17 protein-coding genes and 2 tRNA genes are annotated in these 21,875 nt (G+C 72.0%); 5 read left to right on the top strand and 14 right to left on the bottom strand.

Annotation, left to right across the window (positions count from 1 at the left end; genetic code table 11):
• The first annotated feature begins 244 nt into the window (after positions 1-244).
• Together ACZ63F_RS23020 and ACZ63F_RS23015 are read left to right on the top strand one after the other, a co-directional pair.
• Positions 245-1,003, top strand: a complete 759-nt coding sequence (locus ACZ63F_RS23020) for an IclR family transcriptional regulator (protein WP_469713322.1) — start codon at positions 245-247, stop codon at positions 1,001-1,003.
• A gap of 109 nt (positions 1,004-1,112) precedes the next feature.
• Positions 1,113-1,186, top strand: a tRNA-Lys gene (locus ACZ63F_RS23015).
• A 32-nt stretch (positions 1,187-1,218) separates the two neighbouring features.
• On the opposite strand, the gene ACZ63F_RS23010 is transcribed toward ACZ63F_RS23015, so the two are convergent.
• The 5 genes from ACZ63F_RS23010 to ACZ63F_RS22990 all read right to left on the bottom strand — a co-directional run bounded on the left by ACZ63F_RS23010 (position 1,219) and on the right by ACZ63F_RS22990 (position 6,828).
• A complete protein-coding gene (locus ACZ63F_RS23010) occupies positions 1,219-2,835 on the bottom strand; it encodes a long-chain-fatty-acid--CoA ligase (protein WP_469713320.1) in 1,617 nt (538 codons plus the stop codon).
• A 138-nt stretch (positions 2,836-2,973) separates the two neighbouring features.
• Entirely contained in the window at positions 2,974-3,447 is a 474-nt protein-coding gene (locus ACZ63F_RS23005; RefSeq protein WP_469713319.1) for a DUF3592 domain-containing protein, read from the bottom strand.
• Positions 3,448-3,576: 129 nt separating this feature from the next.
• Positions 3,577-4,182: a lytic polysaccharide monooxygenase auxiliary activity family 9 protein gene (locus ACZ63F_RS23000; RefSeq protein ID WP_469713317.1), complete on the bottom strand. Its 606-nt coding sequence runs from the start codon at positions 4,180-4,182 to the stop codon at positions 3,577-3,579.
• A gap of 140 nt (positions 4,183-4,322) precedes the next feature.
• Positions 4,323-5,453, bottom strand: coding sequence for an SPFH domain-containing protein (locus ACZ63F_RS22995; protein WP_469713316.1), 1,131 nt, complete (start codon positions 5,451-5,453; stop codon positions 4,323-4,325).
• Positions 5,454-5,532: 79 nt separating this feature from the next.
• Complete coding sequence (locus tag ACZ63F_RS22990) at positions 5,533-6,828, bottom strand: peptidoglycan-binding protein (protein ID WP_469713314.1); 1,296 nt, start codon at positions 6,826-6,828, stop codon at positions 5,533-5,535.
• 186 nt (positions 6,829-7,014) lie between these two features.
• Here ACZ63F_RS22990 and ACZ63F_RS22985 point away from each other — a divergent pair.
• From ACZ63F_RS22985 to glxA, 3 genes are all read left to right on the top strand, one after another.
• A tRNA-Lys gene (locus ACZ63F_RS22985) sits at positions 7,015-7,088 on the top strand.
• Between the two features lie 471 nt (positions 7,089-7,559).
• Positions 7,560-9,518 carry a glycosyltransferase family 2 protein gene (locus ACZ63F_RS22980; protein ID WP_469713313.1) on the top strand — a complete coding sequence of 653 codons (1,959 nt, stop codon included), beginning with the start codon at positions 7,560-7,562 and terminating at the stop codon, positions 9,516-9,518.
• Positions 9,515-11,452: a radical copper oxidase GlxA gene (glxA, locus tag ACZ63F_RS22975; RefSeq protein WP_469713311.1), complete on the top strand. Its 1,938-nt coding sequence runs from the start codon at positions 9,515-9,517 to the stop codon at positions 11,450-11,452. Before ACZ63F_RS22980 ends, glxA begins: the two co-directional genes overlap by 4 nt.
• A 439-nt stretch (positions 11,453-11,891) precedes the next feature.
• On the opposite strand, the gene ACZ63F_RS22970 is transcribed toward glxA, so the two are convergent.
• From ACZ63F_RS22970 to ACZ63F_RS22930, 9 genes are all read right to left on the bottom strand, one after another.
• A complete protein-coding gene (locus tag ACZ63F_RS22970; RefSeq protein WP_469713309.1) occupies positions 11,892-12,920 on the bottom strand; it encodes a glycoside hydrolase family 6 protein in 1,029 nt (342 codons plus the stop codon).
• 326 nt (positions 12,921-13,246) lie between these two features.
• Entirely contained in the window at positions 13,247-14,812 is a 1,566-nt protein-coding gene (locus tag ACZ63F_RS22965) for an LPXTG cell wall anchor domain-containing protein (RefSeq protein ID WP_469713307.1), read from the bottom strand.
• 99 nt (positions 14,813-14,911) lie between these two features.
• Entirely contained in the window at positions 14,912-15,583 is a 672-nt protein-coding gene (locus ACZ63F_RS22960; protein WP_352361527.1) for a class F sortase, read from the bottom strand.
• A 13-nt stretch (positions 15,584-15,596) separates the two neighbouring features.
• Complete coding sequence (locus ACZ63F_RS22955) at positions 15,597-16,154, bottom strand: hypothetical protein (RefSeq protein WP_469713305.1); 558 nt, start codon at positions 16,152-16,154, stop codon at positions 15,597-15,599.
• Positions 16,155-16,334: 180 nt separating this feature from the next.
• Positions 16,335-17,114, bottom strand: a complete 780-nt coding sequence (locus ACZ63F_RS22950; protein WP_469713303.1) for an HAD-IIA family hydrolase — start codon at positions 17,112-17,114, stop codon at positions 16,335-16,337.
• A gap of 205 nt (positions 17,115-17,319) precedes the next feature.
• A complete protein-coding gene (locus tag ACZ63F_RS22945) occupies positions 17,320-18,003 on the bottom strand; it encodes a phosphonatase-like hydrolase (protein WP_469713301.1) in 684 nt (227 codons plus the stop codon).
• 5 nt (positions 18,004-18,008) lie between these two features.
• Positions 18,009-19,133: a TIGR03364 family FAD-dependent oxidoreductase gene (locus tag ACZ63F_RS22940; protein ID WP_469713300.1), complete on the bottom strand. Its 1,125-nt coding sequence runs from the start codon at positions 19,131-19,133 to the stop codon at positions 18,009-18,011.
• Between the two features lie 144 nt (positions 19,134-19,277).
• Complete coding sequence (locus ACZ63F_RS22935) at positions 19,278-20,033, bottom strand: GntR family transcriptional regulator (RefSeq protein WP_469713299.1); 756 nt, start codon at positions 20,031-20,033, stop codon at positions 19,278-19,280.
• 73 nt (positions 20,034-20,106) lie between these two features.
• Positions 20,107-21,072, bottom strand: a complete 966-nt coding sequence (locus ACZ63F_RS22930; protein WP_469713298.1) for a hypothetical protein — start codon at positions 21,070-21,072, stop codon at positions 20,107-20,109.
• Positions 21,073-21,875: the final 803 nt, after the last annotated feature.

The following is a 21,875-nucleotide window of genomic DNA, read 5'->3' as shown; positions in this document are numbered from 1 at the left end:
AGGTTTTCCCGCGCCGCGTCACGGCTACAGGAAGTGAACGCTCGATCGCCCGAGGTCCGGCGGGCGGGTCATTCCGCTGGCATATGCCAGAGGGTCTTCTCCGCAGTTGGGAGGGCTGGAATCTCGCCAACACCTGCTCCGTTTCCGGCGCTTGCCCGTTATCGTGGAGAGGATCCGACGTCCGGATCGCGGCCCAAGCAGTGCAGCCGAAGCAGTATCGCCGAGCGAGCGCAGGGGGACCACCGTGGCGCTGATGCACGAGCCGACCGCCCCGTACCACTCCGCCCAGGACGCCCTCCGGGTCCTGGAGACGGTGGCGGGGCACGCCACCGGCGTCACCGACACCGAGCTGGCCCGCCGGACCGGCCTGGACCCCGAGCGGCTGACCGCGCTGCTGCGCATGCTGCGCCGCGAGGGCTACGTCGAGCAGGTGACCGACGGCGCGTACGTGACCGGCGAGACCCTGCGCCGGCTCGGCTCCGCGCACGAGCGGGAGCAGGCCCTCGGCGAGCAGCTCCAGCAGACCCTCGACCGGCTGCGCGACTCGGTCGGCGCCGCCGTCTACCTGAGCCGGTACATCGACGGCGAGGTACGGATCGGCCCGTACGCGGACGGCCCGGCCACCCCCGCGGTCAACGAGTGGGTGGACTTCCGCTCCTCCGCGCACGCCACGGCGATCGGCAAGAGCCTGCTCACCCAGCTCGATCACAACGCCCGCCGCGACCACCTCTCCCGGCACAAGATGGCCCGCCTCACCTCGCGCACCATCACCAGCGACAAGCTGCTGCTCTCCCGCCTGGAGGCACAGCCGCCGACGGTCCCCGTCCTGGATCTCCAGGAGTACGCCATCGGCACGGTGTGCGCGGCGGTCCCGATCACCGCCGGCTCGGCCGTGGGCTGTCTGGCACTCTCCCTGCCGGTCGAGCACGCGCACCGGCTCCGCCGGGCCGCCGACACCCTGAACCGCGGCGCCGCTCCGCTGCTGCTCTCGCTGGCGATCTAGGCCGGGCCCGGCGGTGGTCGGAAGCACCCCGCCGGACCAGGTACTATTTTCTTCGTCGCCCGCCGCGAGAACCAGTCGAAAGACGGTGCAAACGGTCGGCGTGAGTCATGCGCCGCTAGCTCAGTTGGTTAGAGCAGCTGACTCTTAATCAGCGGGTCCGGGGTTCGAGTCCCTGGCGGCGCACCTGTGATGACCTGGGGTTTCACCACCCCAGGTCATTTTTTTGGTCCGGCCGGACGCCACGCTTCCGCCTCCCGCGGGGTCAGCCTGCGGTACGTCCGCTCCCCCGGCGGCCGCCACCACACCGGGTCGACACACCGCACGCCCTCGCTGCGCAGCGCCGCCCGCCGGATCTTGTTGGTCGCCGTCACCGGCATCCGCGCCACCACCCGCACGAACCGGGGCGCCATCTTCGCCCCCAGGTCGGGCTGGGCCAGCAGGAACTCGGCGAAGTCCAGCGGCTCGAACCGCCCGGCGATCGTCGCCATCACCTGGTCCCCGGTCACCGGGTCCGGCACCCCGTACACGGCGACGGCCTCCGCGCCCTCGTACCGGGCCACGATGTTCTCGATCACCGCGGCGGCCAGGTTCTCCCCGTCGACCCGGATGCGGTCGTCGGTGCGCCCCGCGAAGTACAGGTACCCCGCCGCGTCCCGGTAGAAGAGATCCCCGGTCCAGTACCAGCCGCCCCGCCGCCGTTCCGCCTCGGCCTCCGCGTTCCGCCAGTACCCCTCGAAGGGGTTCGGCGCCTGGTTCACCAGCTCCCCTATCGCCCGCTCCCCGTTCAGCAGCCGCCCGCCGGAGTCGAAGACGGCGGGCGGGCACTCCTGACCCGACTCCTGGTCGAGTACGACGAGCCCCGGCGCCGCCCGCCCCACCGCCCCGGCCGGCGTCCCCGGCGACCACTGGATCGCCGCCCCGCCCTCCGAGGACCCGTACCCCTCGACCAGCCGCACCCCGAACCGCTCCTCGAAGGCCGCCGCGTCCACGGCCCCGGCCTCCGTCCCGAACCCGATCCGCAGCGGGTTGTCCCGGTCGTCGGGGCGCGGCTCGGTGGCGAGTATGTACTGCACCGCCCGGCCGACGTAGGTGAAGTAGGTGGCCCGGTAGCGCCGTACGTCGCGGAGGAACCCCGATGCCGAGAACCGCCGCCGCAGCGCCACCCCGGCGCCGGCGACCAGCGCGGGCGCCCAGTCCGCGATCACGGCGTTGCCGTGGAACATCGGCATGCAGACGTAGTGCACGTCGTCAGGGCGGACCCCGAACTGCCCGGCGAGCGACCGCCCGGCCGCCGCGAGCCGCCCCTGCGAGCAGAGCGCGGCCTTCGGGGCACCGGTCGAACCGGACGTGAAGTAGAGCAGGATCCGGTCGGCGGGGGCGGCCCGCGAGGCGTCGGGAAGGGCGCCGAGGTAGGGGGCGAGCAGAGCGCCGTACTCCGGTTCGTCGGTGACGAGGAGTCGGACGCCGGGCAGTTCGAGCCCGGCGAGCAGCGGCAGGTGGGCCCGCTCGGTGACGAGCACCGGGCACTCGGTGTGCAGGATGTCCCGGGCGAGCTCGGGTCCCCGCCGCGTGGGATTCACCCCGGCGACAGCGGCCCCGGCGAGCGCGGCCGCCCCCAACCAGAGTGGGAACTCAGGGGTGTTGTCGAGCAGCACCCCGACATGCGGCACGGCACCGGCAGGCAGCAGATCGGCCAGCAGCGCCGCCCGGGCAGCGGCCCCGCCCGCCACTTCGTGGTGCGTCAGCACCTGCTCCTCGCACCACAGCCCCGGCCGGTGGTCCCCCCACCGGGCGGCCACTGCTTCCGCGATCGTGCCCGTGTCGGAGTCCATGGACGCGCAGGGTAGTTGACATACCGTCAGATGTGGAGCGCCACGTCAGGGGCGCCAGGATCTGCGCGACAAGCCCGCACCGGCCCGCAGATCACCACGCCCTCACCAGCCCCCCACCGGCCCCGGCCTCACCGGCACTCACGGAGCGAAGCCGTCCGCCGCCGAAAAGGCGACGTGCGCCCCGACGATGAAGGCCAGCGCGAAGCCGATGAACACCACGAAGAACGCCACCGAGCACCCGGTCCCCACGGCCAGCTTCCCCTGCGCGGGCGCGCGGGACGTCGCCTCCTCGGGGTGCTCCGGCAGGTAGTAGACGGTCACGAAGTCGCCCTCGACCACGGTCGACCGCCCGCTCGCCTCGTCGAAGCGGACGACCCGCCCCTCGGCCGTGGTGAACTCGTAGACGTGGTGGAGCGTGGTCGTCACGGACGTGTCCCCGCCGCCGCCGCTGGTCCTCGTGTACGACCGCAGACAGCGCGCCTCGGCGGTACGCCCGTGACGCCACGTCCGGCTGATCTGGCTCGACCGCTTCAGTGTCCTGTACAGCCCGAGGACACCGACGACGACGAAGATGCCGGGAAGGATGTAGAAGAACGCTTCCATCAGGCCCATGAGAGTCCCCCGCCTCCGAACACCGGTCCGATTGACCGGTGTGGCGGGAACGTACCCCCGCGGCCAGCGGCGGGTCCTCAAGCGAAGCTCAGATCAGCCGGGTGTTACCCGCTTGTCGAACGACGCAGGTCAGAACGTGACGTCCGAGCAGGCGTAGAACGCGTTGCCCGTGTCGGCGATCGTCCAGACCGCCAGGATCACGTGGTGGCCGCTCAGCCCCGACGGCAGGGTGCCGCTGTGACTGAGGGTGGCCGGCGGGCGCTGGCCGTTGTAGGGGACGGTGAGGAACGGGGTGGTGTTGAGGTCCGAACGGGCCAGGGCGTGGTTCTGGTTCCAGCCCTGCTTGGTGACGTAGTACTTGAAGTCGGTCGTGGCGTGCATCGCCGTGAACTGCCAGCGGAACGTGTATGTCTGACCGCCCGTCACCCTGGTTGTCGGCCAGGCGCCGCCCGACGGCGTGGTCGGCGAGCTGAGCTGGGCGAACCTGCTCAGTCCGCCGTTGCAGATCTGGCCGTCGGCGGGACCGGCCGCCGGGAAGCCCTTCGGGCCCTCGACGCTCTGCGGCTCGTACTGGATGTCGCCGCAGTTGGTCACCGTGCCGTTGGCACAGAGCTTCTGCCGGCTGATGGGGAGGTCGGTGTAGCCGTGCCCGCTGGCGCCGCCGGTGGAGAGTGCGAAGGCTCCGGCGGTCGCCACGCCGAGCACGACGGCCGAGATCCTGGTCCGTTTACGCATGCTGCCGCTCCTGGAGAACGTGGGGGAGGTTCGGTGAGCCGTGCAGGTCTAGACCAAGTCTCAGATTATTGCCGCTTGTTGAACATGTCCATACCAAAAGGGGTACCGGTACCCGCACCTGTACCGGCGCCCCTCCCCCCTCACGGCACGGGCTCGGTGCGCCCCGAGCAGAACGCCACCGTCAGGTCCCGCACCAGCACCTTGCGCTCGTAGTCGTCGAGTTCGACGAGTCCGCGCATGGTCAGCCGGGTCACCGTGTCCTCGACCGAGTCCACGACCGAGGTGAGCATGGTGGCCCGCTGCCGGGCGTCGAGCGCGGCGATCCGGCGCCGCTGCATGGCCCCGGCGACCTCCGGGGCGTACTCCACCCGGACCGGCTGCACGGCGAACACCTCCAGGCCGATGCCCGCCGCGTCCGCCGAGACCAGCCGGGTCAGCGCGTCCGTGGCCATCTCCACCGAGCCCCGGGCGGTGCCCGGCGGCTCCACCGGCACCCGGGCCAGCGCGGCCTCCACGCACTCGCGCAGATACGTCTCGTGGTCCTCGACCCCGAGCACCGCCCGCGCGGTGTCCCGCACCCGCCACACCACCAGGACGACGACCCTGAGCGCGACCCCGTTGCCGTCCGCCGCCGGCATCTCCTCGCTGCGCCAGTGCCGCAGCCGGACGTCGACCCGGCGGCGCAGCAGCAGCGGGTTGACCCAGAGCAGGCCGGTGCGCCGTACCGTCCCCCGGTAGCGGCCGAACAGGCCGAGCACCCAGGCCCGCCCGGTCGTCCCGCGGGCGAGCCCCGCGAAACCGGCCACGCCGAGCGCACCGGCTCCGGCGTACGCCGCCCACTGCGCCGGGCCGAGCCCCGCGCCCCCGTACGCCGGCAGGTGCAGCGCGTGCGCCGCGAGCGTCGGCAGCGCCCCCGCCCACCAGGAGGTGGCGAGCCCCCCGGCCGCTCCGGCGAGCCCCGCGCACACACCGGCCGCGCCCGGCAGCACCCGGGCCTGACGCTCCACCAGGCCGGGGTCCACGGCGGCGACCGGCCGGGGCTTGGCCGGGAACGGCCGGCGCAGCCGGGGCTGTTCGCCGGTGCCCTGCCGGCGGCCGACCACGGCGGGCCGCAGCGGCACCGAGACCGGATCGGGGTCGTCGCGGAACAGCAGGTGGACGGGGATCTCGGTGGTGATCTCGTTCTGGATGAGCCGGGGGGTCGGGCGGGTCGGCGGCCCGCCGTCCGGGGGGTCGTCCGAATCGGGGGTGTGTTCGGTGGTCGTGCTCATGCCTGCCTCCAGCCTCCGCGCCAGATGCTCCAGGTGTTTCTCAGGGGGGTCGCCGTCAGGGGGGTCGCCGTCGGGGTCGTCACAGGAACAGGCGGCGCCAGGTCTCCGGCCCCGGGTAGCCGTCTGCCGCGCCGCCGCGCCAGCCCTGGGCGCGCTGGAACGCCTCGACGGCCCTGCGGTCCGCCTCGCCCCAGGCGGCGTGCGGGCCGTTCGGGTAGAACCGGCCGTACCCCTTCTCGACCAGCCGCCTGCCGAGCCGGGCGACGTGGTCGTTGGCGGCGCCGGGACGGAAGAAGTTCTTGCCGGGATAGCCCGGGACCCCGTGCGAGGCCGGGGCGGACGGGACCGCGGTGGCGGACCCGATGTTCCTGCCCCTGCCACTGGCGAGGAGTTCCCAGGTGCGCGGTCCGGGCAGGCCGTCGGCGGCGGCGCCCGTCCAGCCCTGGGCCTGCTGGAACGCCTGGGTGGCCCGCTGGTCCGCCGGCCCCCAGTCCGGCCCCGGGCCCTTCGGGTAGTGGGCCCCCCGCGCGATCAGCAGCTGCCCGAGGAGGGTGACGTACTTGTTGTGGGCGCCGGGCCCGAAGTAGGCGGCGCCCGGGAACGCCACCGCCGTCCGCGCGGCCTGGGCGCCGGGGGTGGCCGGATCCGCGATCAGGCCCTTGTAGCGGTAGGGGACGTACTTGGAGGAGTTGCTCCAGTAGGCGTAGGGGGTGGGCTGGCTGCGGGCGTGCGGGGGTGTCTGCTCGTACACCGTGTAGGAGGTGTGCGTGTAGTCCGTCCAGCCGCCGAAGATCACGACGTGGGAGCCCTTCTCGGGGTCGTCCGGGTTGTGGAAGAGCAGGATGTCGCCGGGCTGGAGCTCCTCCTTGGTGATCTTCGTGCCGAACTGGTCGAGGCTGCCGGTCCACTCGTTGCCGGTCAGCCCCCAGGCCATGGAGACGTAGCCGGAGCAGTCCTGCCGGTACCCGTCCGTCCAGTAGAGGGACATGCTGTACGGCACCTTGGCGGTGACCCAGGTCTTGGCCCGGTTGATGATCTGCGTGCGGGTGATGGGAGGCGTGGTGACCGGGCCTTTGACGGGCTTGCCGTGCGGGCCGTGCAGGGGGGACCTGGCGCCCTGCGGGGTCTGGGGCTCGGGGTCCGCGGGGGCGGCGGACCGGTGCGGGGCGGGCAGGGTGCTGTGGGCGGCGGCGGTGGGCGCGCCCGCGGCGAGGGCGGCGGACGCGGCCGCGGCCACGACCAGGACGCCGCGGGCCGCCGGGTGCCCGCCGAAGCGGCCGGGCAGCGGGGAGGGGCTCACCCGCCGCCAGTGGACGCAGCCGGGGCATTCGCAGGTGGTCGCGGGGTCGAATTCCTGGAAGACCGGGGCCGGCATGCGATTCCCCTCACACTTCATGTTGATATGTCCGGGACTGTACACGTTGATCAGTTTCCCAACTGTGGCCCCGGTGCGCATGCTGACGGTCCGAATGATGTACGGCAGAGGGCGGACGGGGGTCGCCCTGGTGGCCGATGGTCAGGAGCACGGTTCCCGGTCGGGTAGAGTTCTCGATGTCAGCAGGCGCCGCTAGCTCAGTTGGTTAGAGCAGCTGACTCTTAATCAGCGGGTCCGGGGTTCGAGTCCCTGGCGGCGCACAGACACCGGGAAGGCCTTCCGCGTCAGCGGGGGGCCTTCCGGCGTACACCCTGCCGGTCGCGCGAGGCCGCTTCGGCGCCCATCACCCCCCTTGCCCCTTTATGTCAACAACCGACACGGCCGGTTCACGCAACCCCCACACGCTCCACAATGAACGCGTATGCCCGGTAAACACGGCGTTTCGCCCTTGCGATCATGATGAGCACCGTAGAACCCTGGTTGTCCAAAGTGCCGGTGTTTCGCGGCACTTGGGGGGTAGATAGCCGGTTGCCAGATCTGCGGGGTTGAGGGGCCCCGGTCATCAATCGGTGCCGAGGGGGGCACCGCGCAACCGGACGATCACGGTCCGTGTCCATCATCCGTGGGACGACTGTGCCCCGCCTTTGACGCGCCCGGCAGGGTCGAGGGGGATCCGAGCGGGCTCCGGGACCGATGAAACACGCGCTGACCTGCGTGTGGGGGGATGACTCATGACGTCGACGCCGATGGGCGCCCGGCAGGAACAGGAATACGACCCGTCACAGACCGCACAGCTCCGGGTGCCCGCGCACCGCACCGCCGCCGGCGCCCTGGGCCGCATCAAGAAGACCCTGCCCAGATACGACTACGAGCACTACAGCCGGCTCGCGGGCCCCCTCACCCAGCCCGACCCGACCCGGCCGTACACCGTGCAGTACCGCTCGCTGCTCTCCCAGGAACCGCACCGCGTCCGCGCCGCGCTGATGCTGGGCGCCGCCCCGCTGCTCTCGCTGGTCCTGCTGGCCTGGCTGCTGCAGCCCGAGCACTGGACCCAGCGGGACTACCCGGCGTACGACTTCCTGCCGGCCCTCGACGTCGTGATGCTGGTGTCGATCGGCCTGATCGAGTTCTTCCGCTGCATGAACGTGCTGTCCAACGCGCACGCCACTCTGGTCGCCCGCGACCCGGTCCCGGTGGTTCCGGAGACCGGCACCCGGGTCGCCTTCATCACCACGTTCGTGCCCGGCAAGGAACCCCTCGACATGGTCACCCGGACCCTGGAGGCAGCCGTCCGGCTGCGCCACCGGGGCCTGCTGCACGTCTGGCTGCTCGACGAGGGCGACGACCCGGAGGTGAAGGAGGTCTGCGCGCGCCTGGGCGTGCACCACTTCACCCGCAAGGGAGTCGCGAAGTGGAACCAGCCGAAGGGCCCGCACCGCGCGAAGACCAAGCACGGCAACTACAACGCCTGGCTGGAGGCGCACGGCGACGAGTACGACTTCTTCGCCTCCGTCGACACCGACCACGTCCCGCTCCCCAACTACCTGGAGCGGATGCTCGGCTACTTCCGCGACCCGGACGTCGGCTTCGTCATCGGCCCGCAGGTCTACGGCAACTACGACACGTTCGTCACCAAGGCCGCCGAGTCCCAGCAGTTCCTCTTCCACGCCCTGATCCAGCGCGCCGGCAACCGCTACGGCGCCCCCATGTTCGTCGGCACCTCCAACGCCGTACGGATCAGGGCGCTCCGGCAGATCGGCGGGCTGTACGACTCGATCACCGAGGACATGGCGACCGGCTTCGAGATGCACCGCGCGAAGAACCCGGCGACGGGCCGGAAATGGCGCTCGGTGTACACCCCGGACGTGCTCGCGGTCGGCGAGGGCCCGAACGCCTGGACCGACTTCTTCACCCAGCAGCTGCGCTGGTCCCGGGGCACGTACGAGACGATCCTCAAGCAGTACTGGAAGGGCCTGTTCAGCCTGGGTCCCGGCAAGCTCTTCAACTACACCATGATGATCATCTTCTACCCGATGTCGGCCCTCAACTGGATCCTGGCGGCGCTGAGCTGCGCACTGTTCCTGGGCCTGGGCGCCTCGGGCGTGAACATCGACCCCGCCGTGTGGCTGATGCTGTACGGCAACGCCTCCGCGCTCCAGATCGGCCTCTACATCTGGAACCGCCGGCACAACGTCTCCCCGCACGAGCCGGAGGGCTCCGGCGGCGTCGCCGGCATGGTGATGTCGGCACTGTCCGCACCGGTCTACGCCCGTTCCCTCATGGACGCCCTGCTGCGCCGCAGGAGCAGGTTCGTGGTCACCCCGAAGGGCGAGTCGGCGAGCCCCGACACCCTCTTCGGGACCTTCCGCATCCACTGGTTCTTCATCCTGGTCTTCGGCGGCTCGCTCGCCGCCGGCTTCGTCGAGGGCCACTCGCAGCCCGCGATGATCACCTGGGCCACGCTGGCGCTGCTGATCACGGCCGCCCCGATCTTCGCCTGGCAATACACGCTGCGCAGGGAACGCCGGGCCCCCGGGGCGGTGCCCGAACCCGAGGACGCGGTACCGGCGGGACACCTGCCCGCGGGACACCCGCCGCAGCAGCGGCCGACCTGGACGCCGCCCGCCGGCACCCCCGCGGAACAGACCCTGCGGATCGCGCTCGGCGGACTGGGAGGTCGTGAGGAATGAACGACAGCGCCGGCCGTCGCCGGGCCCGCCGGCTCGCGATCAGTACGGTGGTCGTCCTCGCCCTGGCCGGGATGAACGGGCCCTGGCTGTACCGCTTCGGGACCGACCGGTACCACCAGTACAAGATCAACAGAGCGGAGTACAAGGCCGCGAACGGCCACTGGGACATCATCGAGTTCCCGAAGGAGTACCGCCAGGACACCATCCACGCGGTGCTCCTGCACACCGGGAAGGTGCTGCTGGTCGCGGGCTCGGGCAACAACCAGGACAACTTCGACGCCAAGATCTACGACAGCCGGATCTGGGACCCGGTCAAGGGCACGATCAAGAAGGTGCCCACCCCGGCCGACCTGTTCTGCACCGGCCACACCCAGCTCGCCAACGGCAACATCCTCATCGCGGGCGGCACCAAGCGGTACGAGAAGCTCAAGGGCGACGTCAAGAAGGCCGGCGGCGTCATGATCCTCTACAACGAGAACCCGGACAAACCGATGACCCTGCCCAAGGGCACCCGGTTCACCGGCAAGCAGAACGGCAGGACGTTCGTCTCCGACGACTCGGCGCTGATACCGCGCGCGACGAAGGTCTTCGACAAGAAGACCGGCAGGTTCCTGCGGAACAACCCCGGTTACGCCCGGGTCGTCGTGGAGGCGCCGAAGCAGGGCACCAGGTACGAGACCGGCACCCAGGACAACTACCGCATCGAGGGACTGACCGGCGCCGACGCCCGCAACACCTACGGCATCGCCAACAAACTCGGCATGGACAAGCGGGACTTCGAAGGCATCAAGAACGCCTACGAATTCGATCCGGTCGCCGAGAAGTACATCAAGGTCGACCCGATGAACGAGGCACGCTGGTACCCGACGCTCACGACCCTCTCCGACGGGAAGGTCCTCAGCGTCTCCGGCCTCGACGACATCGGGCAGCTGGTGCCCGGCAAGAACGAGGTCTTCGACCCGAGGACGAAGACCTGGACGTACACGAAGTACAAGCGCCAGTTCCCCACCTATCCGGCGCTGTTCCTGCTCCAGAACGGCAAGCTCTTCTACTCGGGTTCCAACGCCGGCTACGGCCCGGACGACGTCGGCCGGGACCCCGGTATCTGGGACGTCGACACCAACGAGTTCACCAAGCTGTCCGGGCTCAGCGATCCGAACATGCTGGAGACGTCCGGGACGGTGCTGCTGCCTCCGGCGCAGGACGAGAAGTACATGGTGGTCGGGGGCGGCGGGGTCGGCGAGTCCAGCCTGTCGACGAACAGGACGCGGCTGATCGACCTGAAGGACCCCGACCCGAAGTTCGTGGACGGCCCCTCGCTGGAGAAGGGGACGCGGTACCCGCAGATCTCCGTCCTGCCCGACGACTCCGTGCTGGTGTCCGGCGGCTCCGAGGACTACCGGGGGCGCGGCGCGTCCGACATCAGGCAGGCGCGGCTCTACGACACCGCGACCAACTCCTTCCGGAGGGTGGCCGACCCGCTCGTGGGCCGCGACTACCACTCCGGCTCGATCCTCCTTCCCGACGGCCGGGTCATGTTCTTCGGCTCCAACCCGCTCTTCGCGGACAAGGCGAACACCAAGCCGGGGGTGTTCGAGCAGCGGATCGAGATCTACACGCCGCCGTACCTGTACCGGGACTCACGGCCGTCACTGAGCGGAGGCCCGCAGACCATCGCGCGGGGCGGGACCGGCACGTTCACCTCGCGGCACGCGTCGACGATCAGGAAGGTGCGGTTGATCCGGCCGAGTGCGACCACGCATGTGACGGACGTCGACCAGAGGTCGGTCGCCCTGGACTTCAGGACGTCGGGCGACCGGATCACGGTGACGGTGCCGGAGAACCGGAACCTGGTCCCTTCGGGGTGGTACATGATTTTCGTGGACGACGACCAGGGGACGCCGAGCGTGGCGCAGTGGGTGAAGGTGCCGTAGCGCTCCGCGCTGCCGCCGCGCTCCCGCGGGTGGGTCCTTCAGGCGCGGGAGCGCGGCGCCTGGTCGCGCCCGCGGCGGAGCCGCACATTGACTCCGCCGCGCGCCCCCCGGGTCGGCTGCACGGTCGCCGCTCCCACCCCCTTCCCGCCGCCACGGCGCTCGGCCACGACGGCGGTGTCCGGCGGTGCCGAACCGGGCAGTGGTCACCTGCGGGCCGGTGCGAGCCCGTCGCGCCCGCGCGGCGGAGCCGCACATTGACTCCGCCCCGCGCCCCCGGGTCGGCTGCACGGTCGCCGCTCCCACCCCCTTCCCGCCGCCACGGCGCTCGGCCGCGACGGCGGTGTCCGGCGGTGCCGAACCGGGCAGTGGTCACCTGCGGGCCGGTGCGAGCCCGTCGCGCCCGCGCGGCGCAGCCGCACATTGACTCCGCCCCGCGCCCCTAGGTGTGTGAGGCTTGCGCCAGTTTCAAGGCGTAGGTCGGCCACCAGTTGCCTGCCTGGGGGCCTCCCTTGCAGGTGCCGTCGGACTCGCCGGGGCGCTTGACCCACAGGTAGGCGTCCACCAGGGGGTCCGCCGTCCTGGTGGTGGGCGTCTCCCCCAGTGCCCGCCCGGGCGGGTTGCACCAGCGTTCTTCCGGGTTGCCGCCCGTGTAGGGGCCGTTGCCGTTCCTGCTGGTGTCGATGACGAAGTGCTTGCCGCCCACCTTCGCCGAGAGCTGCTTGCCGTAGGTGACGGAGTCCTCGGTGGAGTAGAAGTTGGAGACGTTGACCGCGAAGCCGTCGGCCCGGTCGACGCCCGCCTGCTGCAGGGACCGGTAGATCTGGTCGGGGTGGCCCCAGCCCGCGTTGCCCGCGTCCAGGTAGACCTTGGTGTTCTTCAGGGACTTGAGCTTGGTGATCGCGCCGCGCAGGAGGTCGTAGCGCTCCTCGGCGAACCGGGCCGGGGTGCAGCCGTCGACGAGGTGCAGTACCGCGTCCGGTTCCAGGACGACGGTGGCCGGGCGGTCCTGGATGCCGCTCGCGACCCCGTCGATCCACGCCCGGTACGCGTCGCCGTCGGCCGCCCCGCCCTGGCTGTACTGGCCGCAGTCGCGGTGCGGGATGTCGTAGAGGACCAGCAGGGCCGTGCGGTCGGACTTCTGGGCGGCCTCGGTGAAGCCGCGCGCCTCCTGCTCCGGGTTCTCCGGGCCGATCCACTCGCCGGTCGGCTGTGCCGCTATCTTGCGGATCTGCTCGGCGTCGCCGTCCTTGCCGGCCTGCGCGTAGGCCCTCACCTGGCGGGCCGCGTTGGAGTCCGGGTTCACCCAGAACGGGTCGGCCTCCTTGGGCTGTTGGGTGATCGCCGCCCGCGGACTCGCGGCCGGCCCGTCCCCGTCCGAGCCGCCGCCCGAGGAGCAGCCGGCGAGCAGCAGCGCCGCCCCCAGTGCCCCGGCCCGGGCCGCCGAGCGGGCCCCCCTGCTGTCGTACATCCAATTCCCCCCTGGGTGCACTTGGCCAGAGCCCAATCGTGACATACCCACCGCACTCGCCACGAGATCGCCCAACCTTGTCGGCGAGCTGTTACAGGCGCTGTCGAGGGCTTGGCGGCGCGAACCTAGGCCGGGGCGCCCGTCGCCCTCTAGAGTCGCTTGCGGGCGGCCCGGACACCGGCCCGCCTTCCCAGCCTCCCGCGCCTGCCGCCGGGCTACTCCCGCAGCCCGAGCGCGCGCGGTCGAGGACCGGCCCGGTCGGCGGTCTCAGGGGAGCAGGCCGTCGACCGGGCGACTGGTGCGGCGGGTTGCGGCCGAACCGGAGGTCAGGCCTTCCGGCGCCTGACGACGACCAGCAGACCGCCACCGAGCAGCAGCGCGCCCGCGCCCACCGCGGCGGCGACGGGCAGCACGCTGCTGCCGCCCGTGCTGGCGAGGGAACCGGCCCCGGCCGTGTCGGCGACCGTCTGGGGGGTGACGTCGTTGCCGCCGGCCTTGCCGTCGGTGCCCGGGGTGGTGGCGGACGCGGAGGGCGAGGGGGTGGCACCGCTGTCGTCGCCCTCGACCTTGACGGTGACGGGCGCGGTGTTGTTGTCCGGGTTGTGGTCGAACTCCAGGGCGGTGTCGTACGACGTCGTCGCCCGGACCTCACCGGTGGTGGTCTTCGCGCCCTCGCGGATCTTCAGGCCGAAGCCGAAGGTACGGGTGTCCCCGACCTCGAACTGGTTCGGCTCGGGGAAGCAGACGTACTGCGCGGCGCCGGGCGTCCGCTCTCCGGTGCTGGACTGCGCCTCGGGGTCCCACACCCGGCACCGGTCGGCGATCTCCACGGCCTTGGTGCCGGTGGGGACGGTGAACAGCAGCGCGGGCTGGTCGTCGCCGACGTTGTTGGCCATCCGGGCCGGTCCTTCGTCGCTCAACGTGAGGTCCACGTGCACCAGGTCGCCCGGCGCGCCCGCAACGGTGTCGCCGCCCGCGGCCATGTCCGCCGTGTTGTCGACCATGACGTACTGGCTGCCGACCTTCATGGCGCCGGTGTCCGCGGCCCCGGCGGGCACGAGGGAGAGCTTCGGTCCGCTCCCGGACGGCGCCTTGGCGTCCCTCACCGGCAGGGCCTCCCGGCGGATGTACTCGTACAGGGCCTGGTTGCTCACGTCCAGCTTGAGCGGCTGGTCCAACCGGTAGCTCTTGCCCGGCTCGACGGTCGTGTCGAAGGTGCACAACGCCTGCTGGGTGGAGCCGTACGGATCACCGGAGACCGTGGAGTAGGAGCAGTTGGAGAACCTGTCCGCGTAGGAGAGGCCGGGGGTGGTGAGCACCTGCAGCTGGACGCCGTTCGCGGGCAGGGAGCCGGTGTTGCTGATGGTGAGCGGGGACTCGATGGTGGAACCGGGCTTGTCGCCCTTGCGGTCGGCGAGCTTGTTGACCTTCAGCTCCACGTCACCCGCGGTCACTTCGACGTCCTTCGAGATCACGGTGCCGTTCGACGAGGTACCGCTGAGGGTCACCGTGCCCTTGGTGCCCAGCGGGGTGCCGTCCTTCGCCCGCAGGTCCACGAAGCCGCCTCCGTTGTCGCCCTCGTGGAGGTCGCCGAGCGCGGGCGCCGTGTAGGTGTCGACCGTCTTCCCGTTGACGGTGACCCAGTCCTTGACCTGGCTGAAGTCGAGCTTGACCGTGACGTCCTTCGCGGCGCCCGGCCCGTCGTTGTCCAGGCCCCAGCTGATCTGCGGCGGATCCTGGGTCGGCACCGGCACCCCGATGCTGTCGTTCACCACGAAGATGTGCACCACAGGACCGTCCGCGGCCTGTGCGGACGTGGCGGGCAACCATGCGGCGACGGCGGCCGCGAAGGCGGCCAGTACCGCCCCCGCCCTGCGCTGGCGGTTGGTCATTCCGTGCCCCTCCCCACGGGACGCCTCTCGCCCCGCCACCCTTCAGACACCCCAGGGACGCCAAGGGTTGTCCGGGAGTTCGGGTCACCGCCGCGCGTTCTACGGGCCGGTGCCCGTCAGGTACGCCGAGACCACCACGTTCGCCGTGTAGCGGTGCGTCGTCCGGTCGAAGGTGCCGCCGCAGGTGATCAGGCGGAGTTCGGCCCGTCCCGACTGCCGCGGGCCGTAGGCCTGTTGGGCGTCGAAGTGGTCGCGGGGCAGGACCCGGACGTCGTCGACGGTGAACTCGGCGACCGTGTTGTCGGCGCGGACCACGCGGATCGTCTCGCCGGGGCGCATCGCGCTGATCTTGTAGAAGACGGCGGGCCTGGTCTCGGTGTCGACGTGCCCGACCAGAACGGCGGTACCGGCCGCGCCGGGGTCGGTCCCGGAGCCGTACCAGCCGACCACGCCGGGCTGGTCGAAGGGGGGCGGATCGACCCCGCCGTCCTCGTCGAGGCCGCGGGCGACCACGGGGGCCTGCACGCCCAGGTCCGGTATGTCGACGCGCTCCGGCACGGCCGCGGTCAACGGCTTGGCCGCGGGCGGGAGTTCAGGATCCGAGGGCGGGCGGCCGACGGCGGCCACGTCGCCCGTGGTGGGCCCCGACATGCCGTCGGGTATCTCGGTCACTCCGCGGCCCCACAGCCACAGCCCGAGCAGCAGGACCGCCCAGGCCACCCCGGTCAGCAGCCGTCCGGTGCCGGGGGAACGTTCGGTGTCGTCGGACATCGTGCTCCCGTCCTCAGCGCGCGCCCTGGCGGCGGCGGGCGCTCAGCAGTCCCACGGCGGCCACGGCGAAAGCGGCGAGGAGCAGGCCGGTGACCGCCTGCGCGGTGTCGGGACCGGCCGAGCGGGCGTCCGCCGAGGTGAGCGGAGCGGTACCGCCGCCGCCCGCGTGCACGGGTGCGAACGGCGAGGCGGGCACCACACCGGGCACGTCCTGCCGCAACGACTGGGACGACGTCTGCGGTACGACGGTGACGCTGCCGGTGACGGCCGAGCCGCCGCAGCTGACCTGCACGGTGTAGGTGCCGGCGCCGGCCGTGGAGCGGACCTGGGCCTGGCCGGTCAGGTCGCCGCCGGTGCCGCCGAGGCGGGCGTCCGTGACGAAGGCCGTCGAGACGGCGGTGCCGGTCGTACCGGAGCAGCCGCTCGCCCGCAGCGCCACCACGGATCCGGCGGACGGGGAAGCGGGGGTCACGGTGACGCCCTGGCCGTCCGCCGCGAGGGCGGCCGCCGGCGCGAGCCCGACGGCGCAGGCCAGGAGTCCGGTACCGAGAGTGAGGGGAATTGAGCCCATCGTGAACCTCCAGATATCTGGAGGCTCCCCCGCACGGGGCGCCCCCGCATCCTCGGGGGGCGCCTTGTTGCTCCGTACGGGTGATCTCAGGTTTGATCCCCGCCGGTCACAGCCGGTTCAGAGGCGATCCGGAGCGACCCGGAGTCGGTCAGATCCGGAGCCGGTCAGATCCGGAGCCGGTCAGATCCGGTCGACGAGGTCCGCGATCGAGTCCACGACCTCGGAGGGCCGGAACGGGTAGCGGTCGACGTCGTCCGGCTGGGTGACGCCGGACAGCACCAGGAAGGTGCGCATCCCGGCCTCCAGACCCGCGAGGACGTCGGTGTCCATGCGGTCGCCGATCATCGCGGAGGTCTCCGAGTGGGCGCCGAGCGCGTTCAGGCCGGCCCGCATCATCAGCGGGTTGGGCTTGCCGACGAAGTACGGCTTCTTGCCGGTCGCGGCGGTGATCAGCGCGGCGACCGAGCCGGTGGCGGGCAGGTCGCCCTCCACGGACGGGCCGACGTTGTCGGGGTTGGTGGCGATGAACCGGGCACCGCCGTTGATCAGCCGCACGGCCTTGGTCAGCGCCTCGAAGGAGTAGGTGCGGGTCTCGCCGAGGATCACGAAGTCGGGCTCGTGGTCGGTGAGGATGTACCCGATGTCGTGCAGGGCGGTGGTCAGACCGGCCTCGCCGATGACGTAGGCGCTGCCGCCGGGCCGCTGGTCGTCCAGGAACTGGGCGGTGGCGAGGGCCGAGGTCCAGATGTTCTCCACCGGCACGTCGAGCCCCATCCGCCGCAGCCGTGCGTGCAGGTCACGGGCGGTGTAGATGGAGTTGTTGGTGAGCACCAGGAAGGGCCGTCCGGACTCCCGCAGCTTCTTCAGGAAGGCCTCCGCTCCGGGAATCGGAACCCCCTCGTGGATGAGGACCCCGTCCATGTCGGTGAGCCACGACTCGATGGGCTTGCGCTCTGCCATGTGGTGCGTCTCCTGGCGTGCGGATGGCGGACGTGCGGTCATGCGTGAGCTGTCGTGCATGAGCCTGGGGCGCCGGAACCACGGTGTACCGGACGCCCCAGCCTAGTCAGGACTGCCTGAATGCGACCCCGCCGATCACCAGATCCAGGGGCGTCGCGGACGTGCTCGGTGTTCCGGTGGTCGGTCGGTCGCCGGTGGCGGCCTGTCATCCGAGCGCTCCCGGCAGGTCCGCGACGCTCTCCAGCACATGGGTCGCCCCGGCCGTCCACAGCGCGTCCGCGTCGTGCGCGCCGGTCAGCACCCCGGCGACCAGGCCCGCTCCGGCGCGGACGCCGGTGAGCATGTCGTAGGAGGTGTCGCCGACGACGGCGACCTGGCGGACGTCGTCGGCGGCGGCCGTACGCAACAGCGCGGTGAGGACCATGTCGGGGTAGGGCCGGCCGCGGCCGCCGGCGTCGGCGGGGCACAGGGTGAGCGGCACCAGATCATGCCATCCGAGGGCGGCGAGGATCGCGTCCTGGGTGGCGCGGGCGAACCCGGTGGTGAGGACGACGGTACGGCCGTCCGCCCGGAGCCTCTCGATGGTCTCGCGGGCGCCGGGCAGGGCGCGCACCCTGCCTGCGTCGACGAGTTCGGCGTAGGCCGCCTCGAAGGCCCGGTTGGCCTCCTGGGCCCTGGTCTCCTCCCCGAACAGGTGCCGGAAGACGGAGATCTTCGACTCGCCCATGGTGGCGCGGACGTAGCCGATCATCTGGTCGGGGTCGGCGCCAAGCCGGCGGGCGGCGGCCGTGAACGCGTGCTCGACGAGCCCGCCGTCCGCGACGGTCGTACCGGCCATGTCGAGCACGACGAGCCGGATGTCCCCGGTGGTCCCTGCCGTGTCGGTCATCTCTGTCACCATCCCAGTTCGTCGGCGGTTGTCTCGGCTATCGCGGGCGAGCAGGTCATGCCGCGCCCGCCGGGCCCGGTGACCAGCCACACCCCGTCGGCCACCTGCTGCCGGTGCACGACCCGGGTGGTGTCGGTGCACTGCGCGTACACCCCGGCCCAGCGGTGCCGGACGCGCGGCAGCGGCCGGCCGAGGAGGGCTGCGACGACCCCGGTGAGGTGCTCGTAGGGCTCCTCGACGGTGTCGAAGGGGAAGGGCTGCTCGTACTCGTGGGTGTCGCCGATGGTGAGGCCGCCGTCGGCGCGCTGCACCATGAGCAGCTGCATGCGGTGGGCCGCCGCCGTCTCGGGCTGCGGTGAGCGGGCGTTGAGCTCGTCCAGGGCCGGGGAGGCGTAGGCCGGGTAGTAGCGGAAGCTGTCGGCGTCGGCGACCGAGGTGGGGAGGGGTTCGCCGAGCGGGTCGGTCTGCATCATCTGGAGGCGGACCCGGCGCACGGGCAGGTCGGGTCCGGCCAGCTCGCGGACCAGGCCGCCGAGCCAGGCGCCGGTGCACAGGACGACGGCGTCGGCGTGGTGGACGTCGCCGTGGTCGTCGCGGACCGTGCCGGGTCCGGTCACCTCGCGGACCTCGCGGCCCGGCAGGAAGGTGTAGTCGGGGGACTTCAGCAGCTCGGCACGGAGGGCGAGCTGGGCGGTGCGCGGCTCGACGGCCGCGTCCCGCGCGCAGTGGAGGGCGGCGTCGAAGTCACCGCGCAGGGCGGGGTTCAGGGCGCGGGCCTCGGCCGGGGTGAGCAGCTCGTGGCCGCGGGCGGCCGCGTCCTCGCGGGCCACGGCGGCCTCCGCGACGGCGAGTTCGTACGCGCCGCGCACCGGGGTCAGCGACCCGTTGGCACGGAAGCCGAGCGCGGGCACCCGGCCGCCGATCTCCTCCCACAGCTCCCTGGCCCGCAGGGCGGTCTCGAGTTCCGCGCCGCCCGCGCGCCCGCTCACCCAGATCTGCCCGAAGTTGCGCAGCGAGGCGCCGCGGGCCTCGGCCTCGCGCTCGATCTGCACGACCTCGTGGCCGCGTTCTCTTGCCTGCCAGGCGTGCATGGTGCCCACCACGCCTGCTCCGACGACTGTCACTCTCACGACGGCCACGCTCCTCGCGACTGGAGAACCGAAAAGATCCGGCTGACAACGAGAGCCTGAACGGGTCATCGCATCTGGGCTAGACCTGTTATCGTTTCGTAACACTCAACCAAGATCAGAAGCAGCCGAAACCGGTTGCACTTTTCAGCCGCCGAGATGGACCGAAAACGAGAACCGGTCCCCCCGGTACAGCGATCGCGCCCGCTCCAGCGGCCGTCCCTCGGTGTCCCGTGACACCCGGTGGATCAGCAGCATCGGAAGGGCCGGCGGGGTGCCGATGAGCAGCGCCTCGCGCGGGGTGGCCAGCACGGTCTCGATTCGTTCGTCGGCGTCCCCGAAGACGATGCCCTTCTTCTGCAGGTAGCCGTAGAAGGAGGAGTCGGGGTGGAAGTCGGTGTCGAGGTGCGGGACCCGGGCGACGGCGACGTACGTGCTCTCCAGACCGACCCGCTCGTCGTCGGCGAGCAGCACGCGCTCCAGGTGCCAGACGGGTTCGCCGCGCTCCAGGCCGGTCTCGGCGGCGAGGGCGGCCGGGCAGGGGAAGCGGTCGAGGGTGACGAGGCTCCGGCCGGGGGTACGGCCCTGCCGCCGCACCCCCTCGGTGTAGCTGGCGAGGGAGAGCGGCTGCTCCAGCTTGGGCCCCGCGACGACCGTGCCGCGGCCCTGCCGGCGCAGCTTGCCCTCCAGGACCAGCTCGCGCAGCGCCTGCCGGACGGTCTCGCGGGCGACCCCGTACTCCTCCGACAGGTCGCGCTCGGTGGGGATGACGCTGCCCTCCGCAAGTGCGCCGACGAGCTGGTCGATCCGCGCCTTCACCGCGTAGTACTTCGGGATGCGGCCGTGCTCCGGGATGCCGGCGCGGACGGGGGCGCCGGGGGCCTGGTCGTTCGGGTAGTCCACGCAGGGATCGTCGCAGACGAGGTCCGTCCCGGCCCGGACAGGGGACGCCGCCCGCACCGTCACCCGGCAGGGGTCACCGCCGCCGGCGGGCCAGCAGGAACGCGCTCGCTCCTACGGTGAGCAGGGCGACGGAGGCCGTGAACAGCCCGTGGGCCAGGCCCAGGCCGGTGCGGGCCAGTTCGCGGGCGCGTTCCCCGGCCTCCCAGGGCCCGTCGGCACCCTTCCAGGCTTCCTGACGGTTGTCCCAGGCTTCCCGGCGGCGGTCCCAGGCCTCCCGGCGGCGGTCCGGGTTTCCGCCGGCCTCGTCGGTGAAGGGCGGGGCGCTGTCGCCGGGGGAGGCGGCGGGGCTGGCTCCGCGGCTGCTGTCGGGACTGGGACTGGCGGGGTCGGTCCCCGAGGGTCCGGGGCTCTGCGAGGACGTATCCGGGCCGGCCTGCGTGGAGCCGCCGGACGGGACGGCGGGGGCGGCGGTCGCGGGCGGCGGTGGCGGTTCGCCTCCGATGCCGAAGCGGTAGTCGTTCGACTCCCCCACCCACGCGCCGTCCGACCCCTGCCGCTGCACGGCGGCCGCGTTGGCCGTGACCCCGTTGCGTACGGCGTCGGAGGTGATCGCCAGTCTCACCTTGACCGAGACGGTCGCCCCGGGCGCCACGGTGAGCCCCGGGAAGTCGGTCCCGTCGAAGACTCCGACCAGCTCGGACTCGTCGGTCTCCGTCAGCGGGACCGGGCGGGTGCGCGGGCCGTCGTAGAACTCCAGCTCGGTCTGGGACGGCTTGAGGGCCTTCTTGTCGTCGACGAGGACGACGACCGGGTGGACGTCGGCGCAGGTGTGGGCGGTGGTGTTGGTGAGGTCGAGGTACCAGGTGCCGAAACCGCCGCCGGGCTCGTAGGACGTGGGGCCATCGTGGAGGCGGGTGGTGAGGGGGAAGCCCTGCCCGCCTGCGGCCGCGCAGGAGGACTCGGCGATCGCCTGCGGCGCGGGGACGAGTACGGCGGCTGCGGCGGCCAGGCAGAGGGACAGGGGGGTGCTCAGTCGCATGCGCATGAACAGGTGAGCCTGCCGGACACGGACCGCCGCCTCCGGTCACCACTCCGCGAAAGCGCCCACTTTCCGCCCGATCGGCCGCCCCTCCCCACCCGACCGGCGGCGCCGAACGGCCGACGACCACCTGCCGGCCGGTGGGGGCTGGCGGCGCAGTTCCCCGCGCCCCTGGGTCGGCTGCACCCACGGCACTCAAAACGCCCCACCGGCCCGGCTCTTCACGGCGCCCGCCAACCCCGCCGGTTCAACTGATCGCCGCTCTCCCCAACCCGGCCGGTTCAACTGTTCGCCGCTCTCCCCCACCCCGCCGGTCCGGCTGAACGCCGCTCCCCCGCCCCGCCGCAACGGCGACCAGCCGCGACGGCGGATCCCGGGGGTGCCGAACGACCGGTGACCACCTGCTGGCCGGTGGGGGCTGGCCGCGCAGTTCCCCGCGCCCCTGGGTCGGCTGCACCACCGATACTCAAAACGCCCCGCCGGTTCACCTGATCGCCGCTCCCCCGCCCCGCCGGTCCGGCTGAACGCCACTCCCCCACCCCGCCGCAACGGCGACCAGCCACGACGGCGGATCCCGGCGGTGCCGAACGACCGGTGACCACCTGCTGGCCGGTGGGGGCCGCTCGCGCAGTTCCCCGCGCCCCTGGGTCGGCTGCACCACCGACACTCAAAACGCCCCGCCGGTTCACCTGATCGCCGCTCCCTCACCCCGCCGGTCCGGCTGAACGCCACTCCCCCACCCCGCCGCAACGGCGACCAGCCACGACGGCGGATCCCGGCGGTGCCGAACGACCGGTGACCAC

This window comes from Streptomyces sp. NPDC104761 (genome assembly GCF_055583445.1).
This window is presented reverse-complemented; position numbering and strand designations above follow the sequence as displayed.

Excerpts from the sequence above, each read along its gene's own strand:
- ACZ63F_RS22990 (WP_469713314.1), bottom strand. The coding sequence starts at position 6,828 with ATGCCGGCCCCGGTCTTCCAGGAATTCGACCCCGCGACCACCTGCGAA.
- ACZ63F_RS23005 (WP_469713319.1), bottom strand. The coding sequence starts at position 3,447 with ATGGGCCTGATGGAAGCGTTCTTCTACATCCTTCCCGGCATCTTCGTC.
- ACZ63F_RS23010 (WP_469713320.1), bottom strand. The coding sequence starts at position 2,835 with ATGGACTCCGACACGGGCACGATCGCGGAAGCAGTGGCCGCCCGGTGG.
- ACZ63F_RS22945 (WP_469713301.1), bottom strand. The coding sequence starts at position 18,003 with ATGACCGACACGGCAGGGACCACCGGGGACATCCGGCTCGTCGTGCTC.
- ACZ63F_RS22980 (WP_469713313.1), top strand. The coding sequence starts at position 7,560 with ATGACGTCGACGCCGATGGGCGCCCGGCAGGAACAGGAATACGACCCG.
- ACZ63F_RS22965 (WP_469713307.1), bottom strand. The coding sequence starts at position 14,812 with ATGACCAACCGCCAGCGCAGGGCGGGGGCGGTACTGGCCGCCTTCGCG.
- ACZ63F_RS22995 (WP_469713316.1), bottom strand. The coding sequence starts at position 5,453 with ATGAGCACGACCACCGAACACACCCCCGATTCGGACGACCCCCCGGAC.
- ACZ63F_RS22970 (WP_469713309.1), bottom strand. The coding sequence starts at position 12,920 with ATGTACGACAGCAGGGGGGCCCGCTCGGCGGCCCGGGCCGGGGCACTG.
- ACZ63F_RS22960 (WP_352361527.1), bottom strand. The coding sequence starts at position 15,583 with ATGTCCGACGACACCGAACGTTCCCCCGGCACCGGACGGCTGCTGACC.
- ACZ63F_RS23000 (WP_469713317.1), bottom strand. The coding sequence starts at position 4,182 with ATGCGTAAACGGACCAGGATCTCGGCCGTCGTGCTCGGCGTGGCGACC.
- glxA (WP_469713311.1), top strand. The coding sequence starts at position 9,515 with ATGAACGACAGCGCCGGCCGTCGCCGGGCCCGCCGGCTCGCGATCAGT.
- ACZ63F_RS22950 (WP_469713303.1), bottom strand. The coding sequence starts at position 17,114 with ATGGCAGAGCGCAAGCCCATCGAGTCGTGGCTCACCGACATGGACGGG.
- ACZ63F_RS22930 (WP_469713298.1), bottom strand. The coding sequence starts at position 21,072 with ATGCGACTGAGCACCCCCCTGTCCCTCTGCCTGGCCGCCGCAGCCGCC.
- ACZ63F_RS22955 (WP_469713305.1), bottom strand. The coding sequence starts at position 16,154 with ATGGGCTCAATTCCCCTCACTCTCGGTACCGGACTCCTGGCCTGCGCC.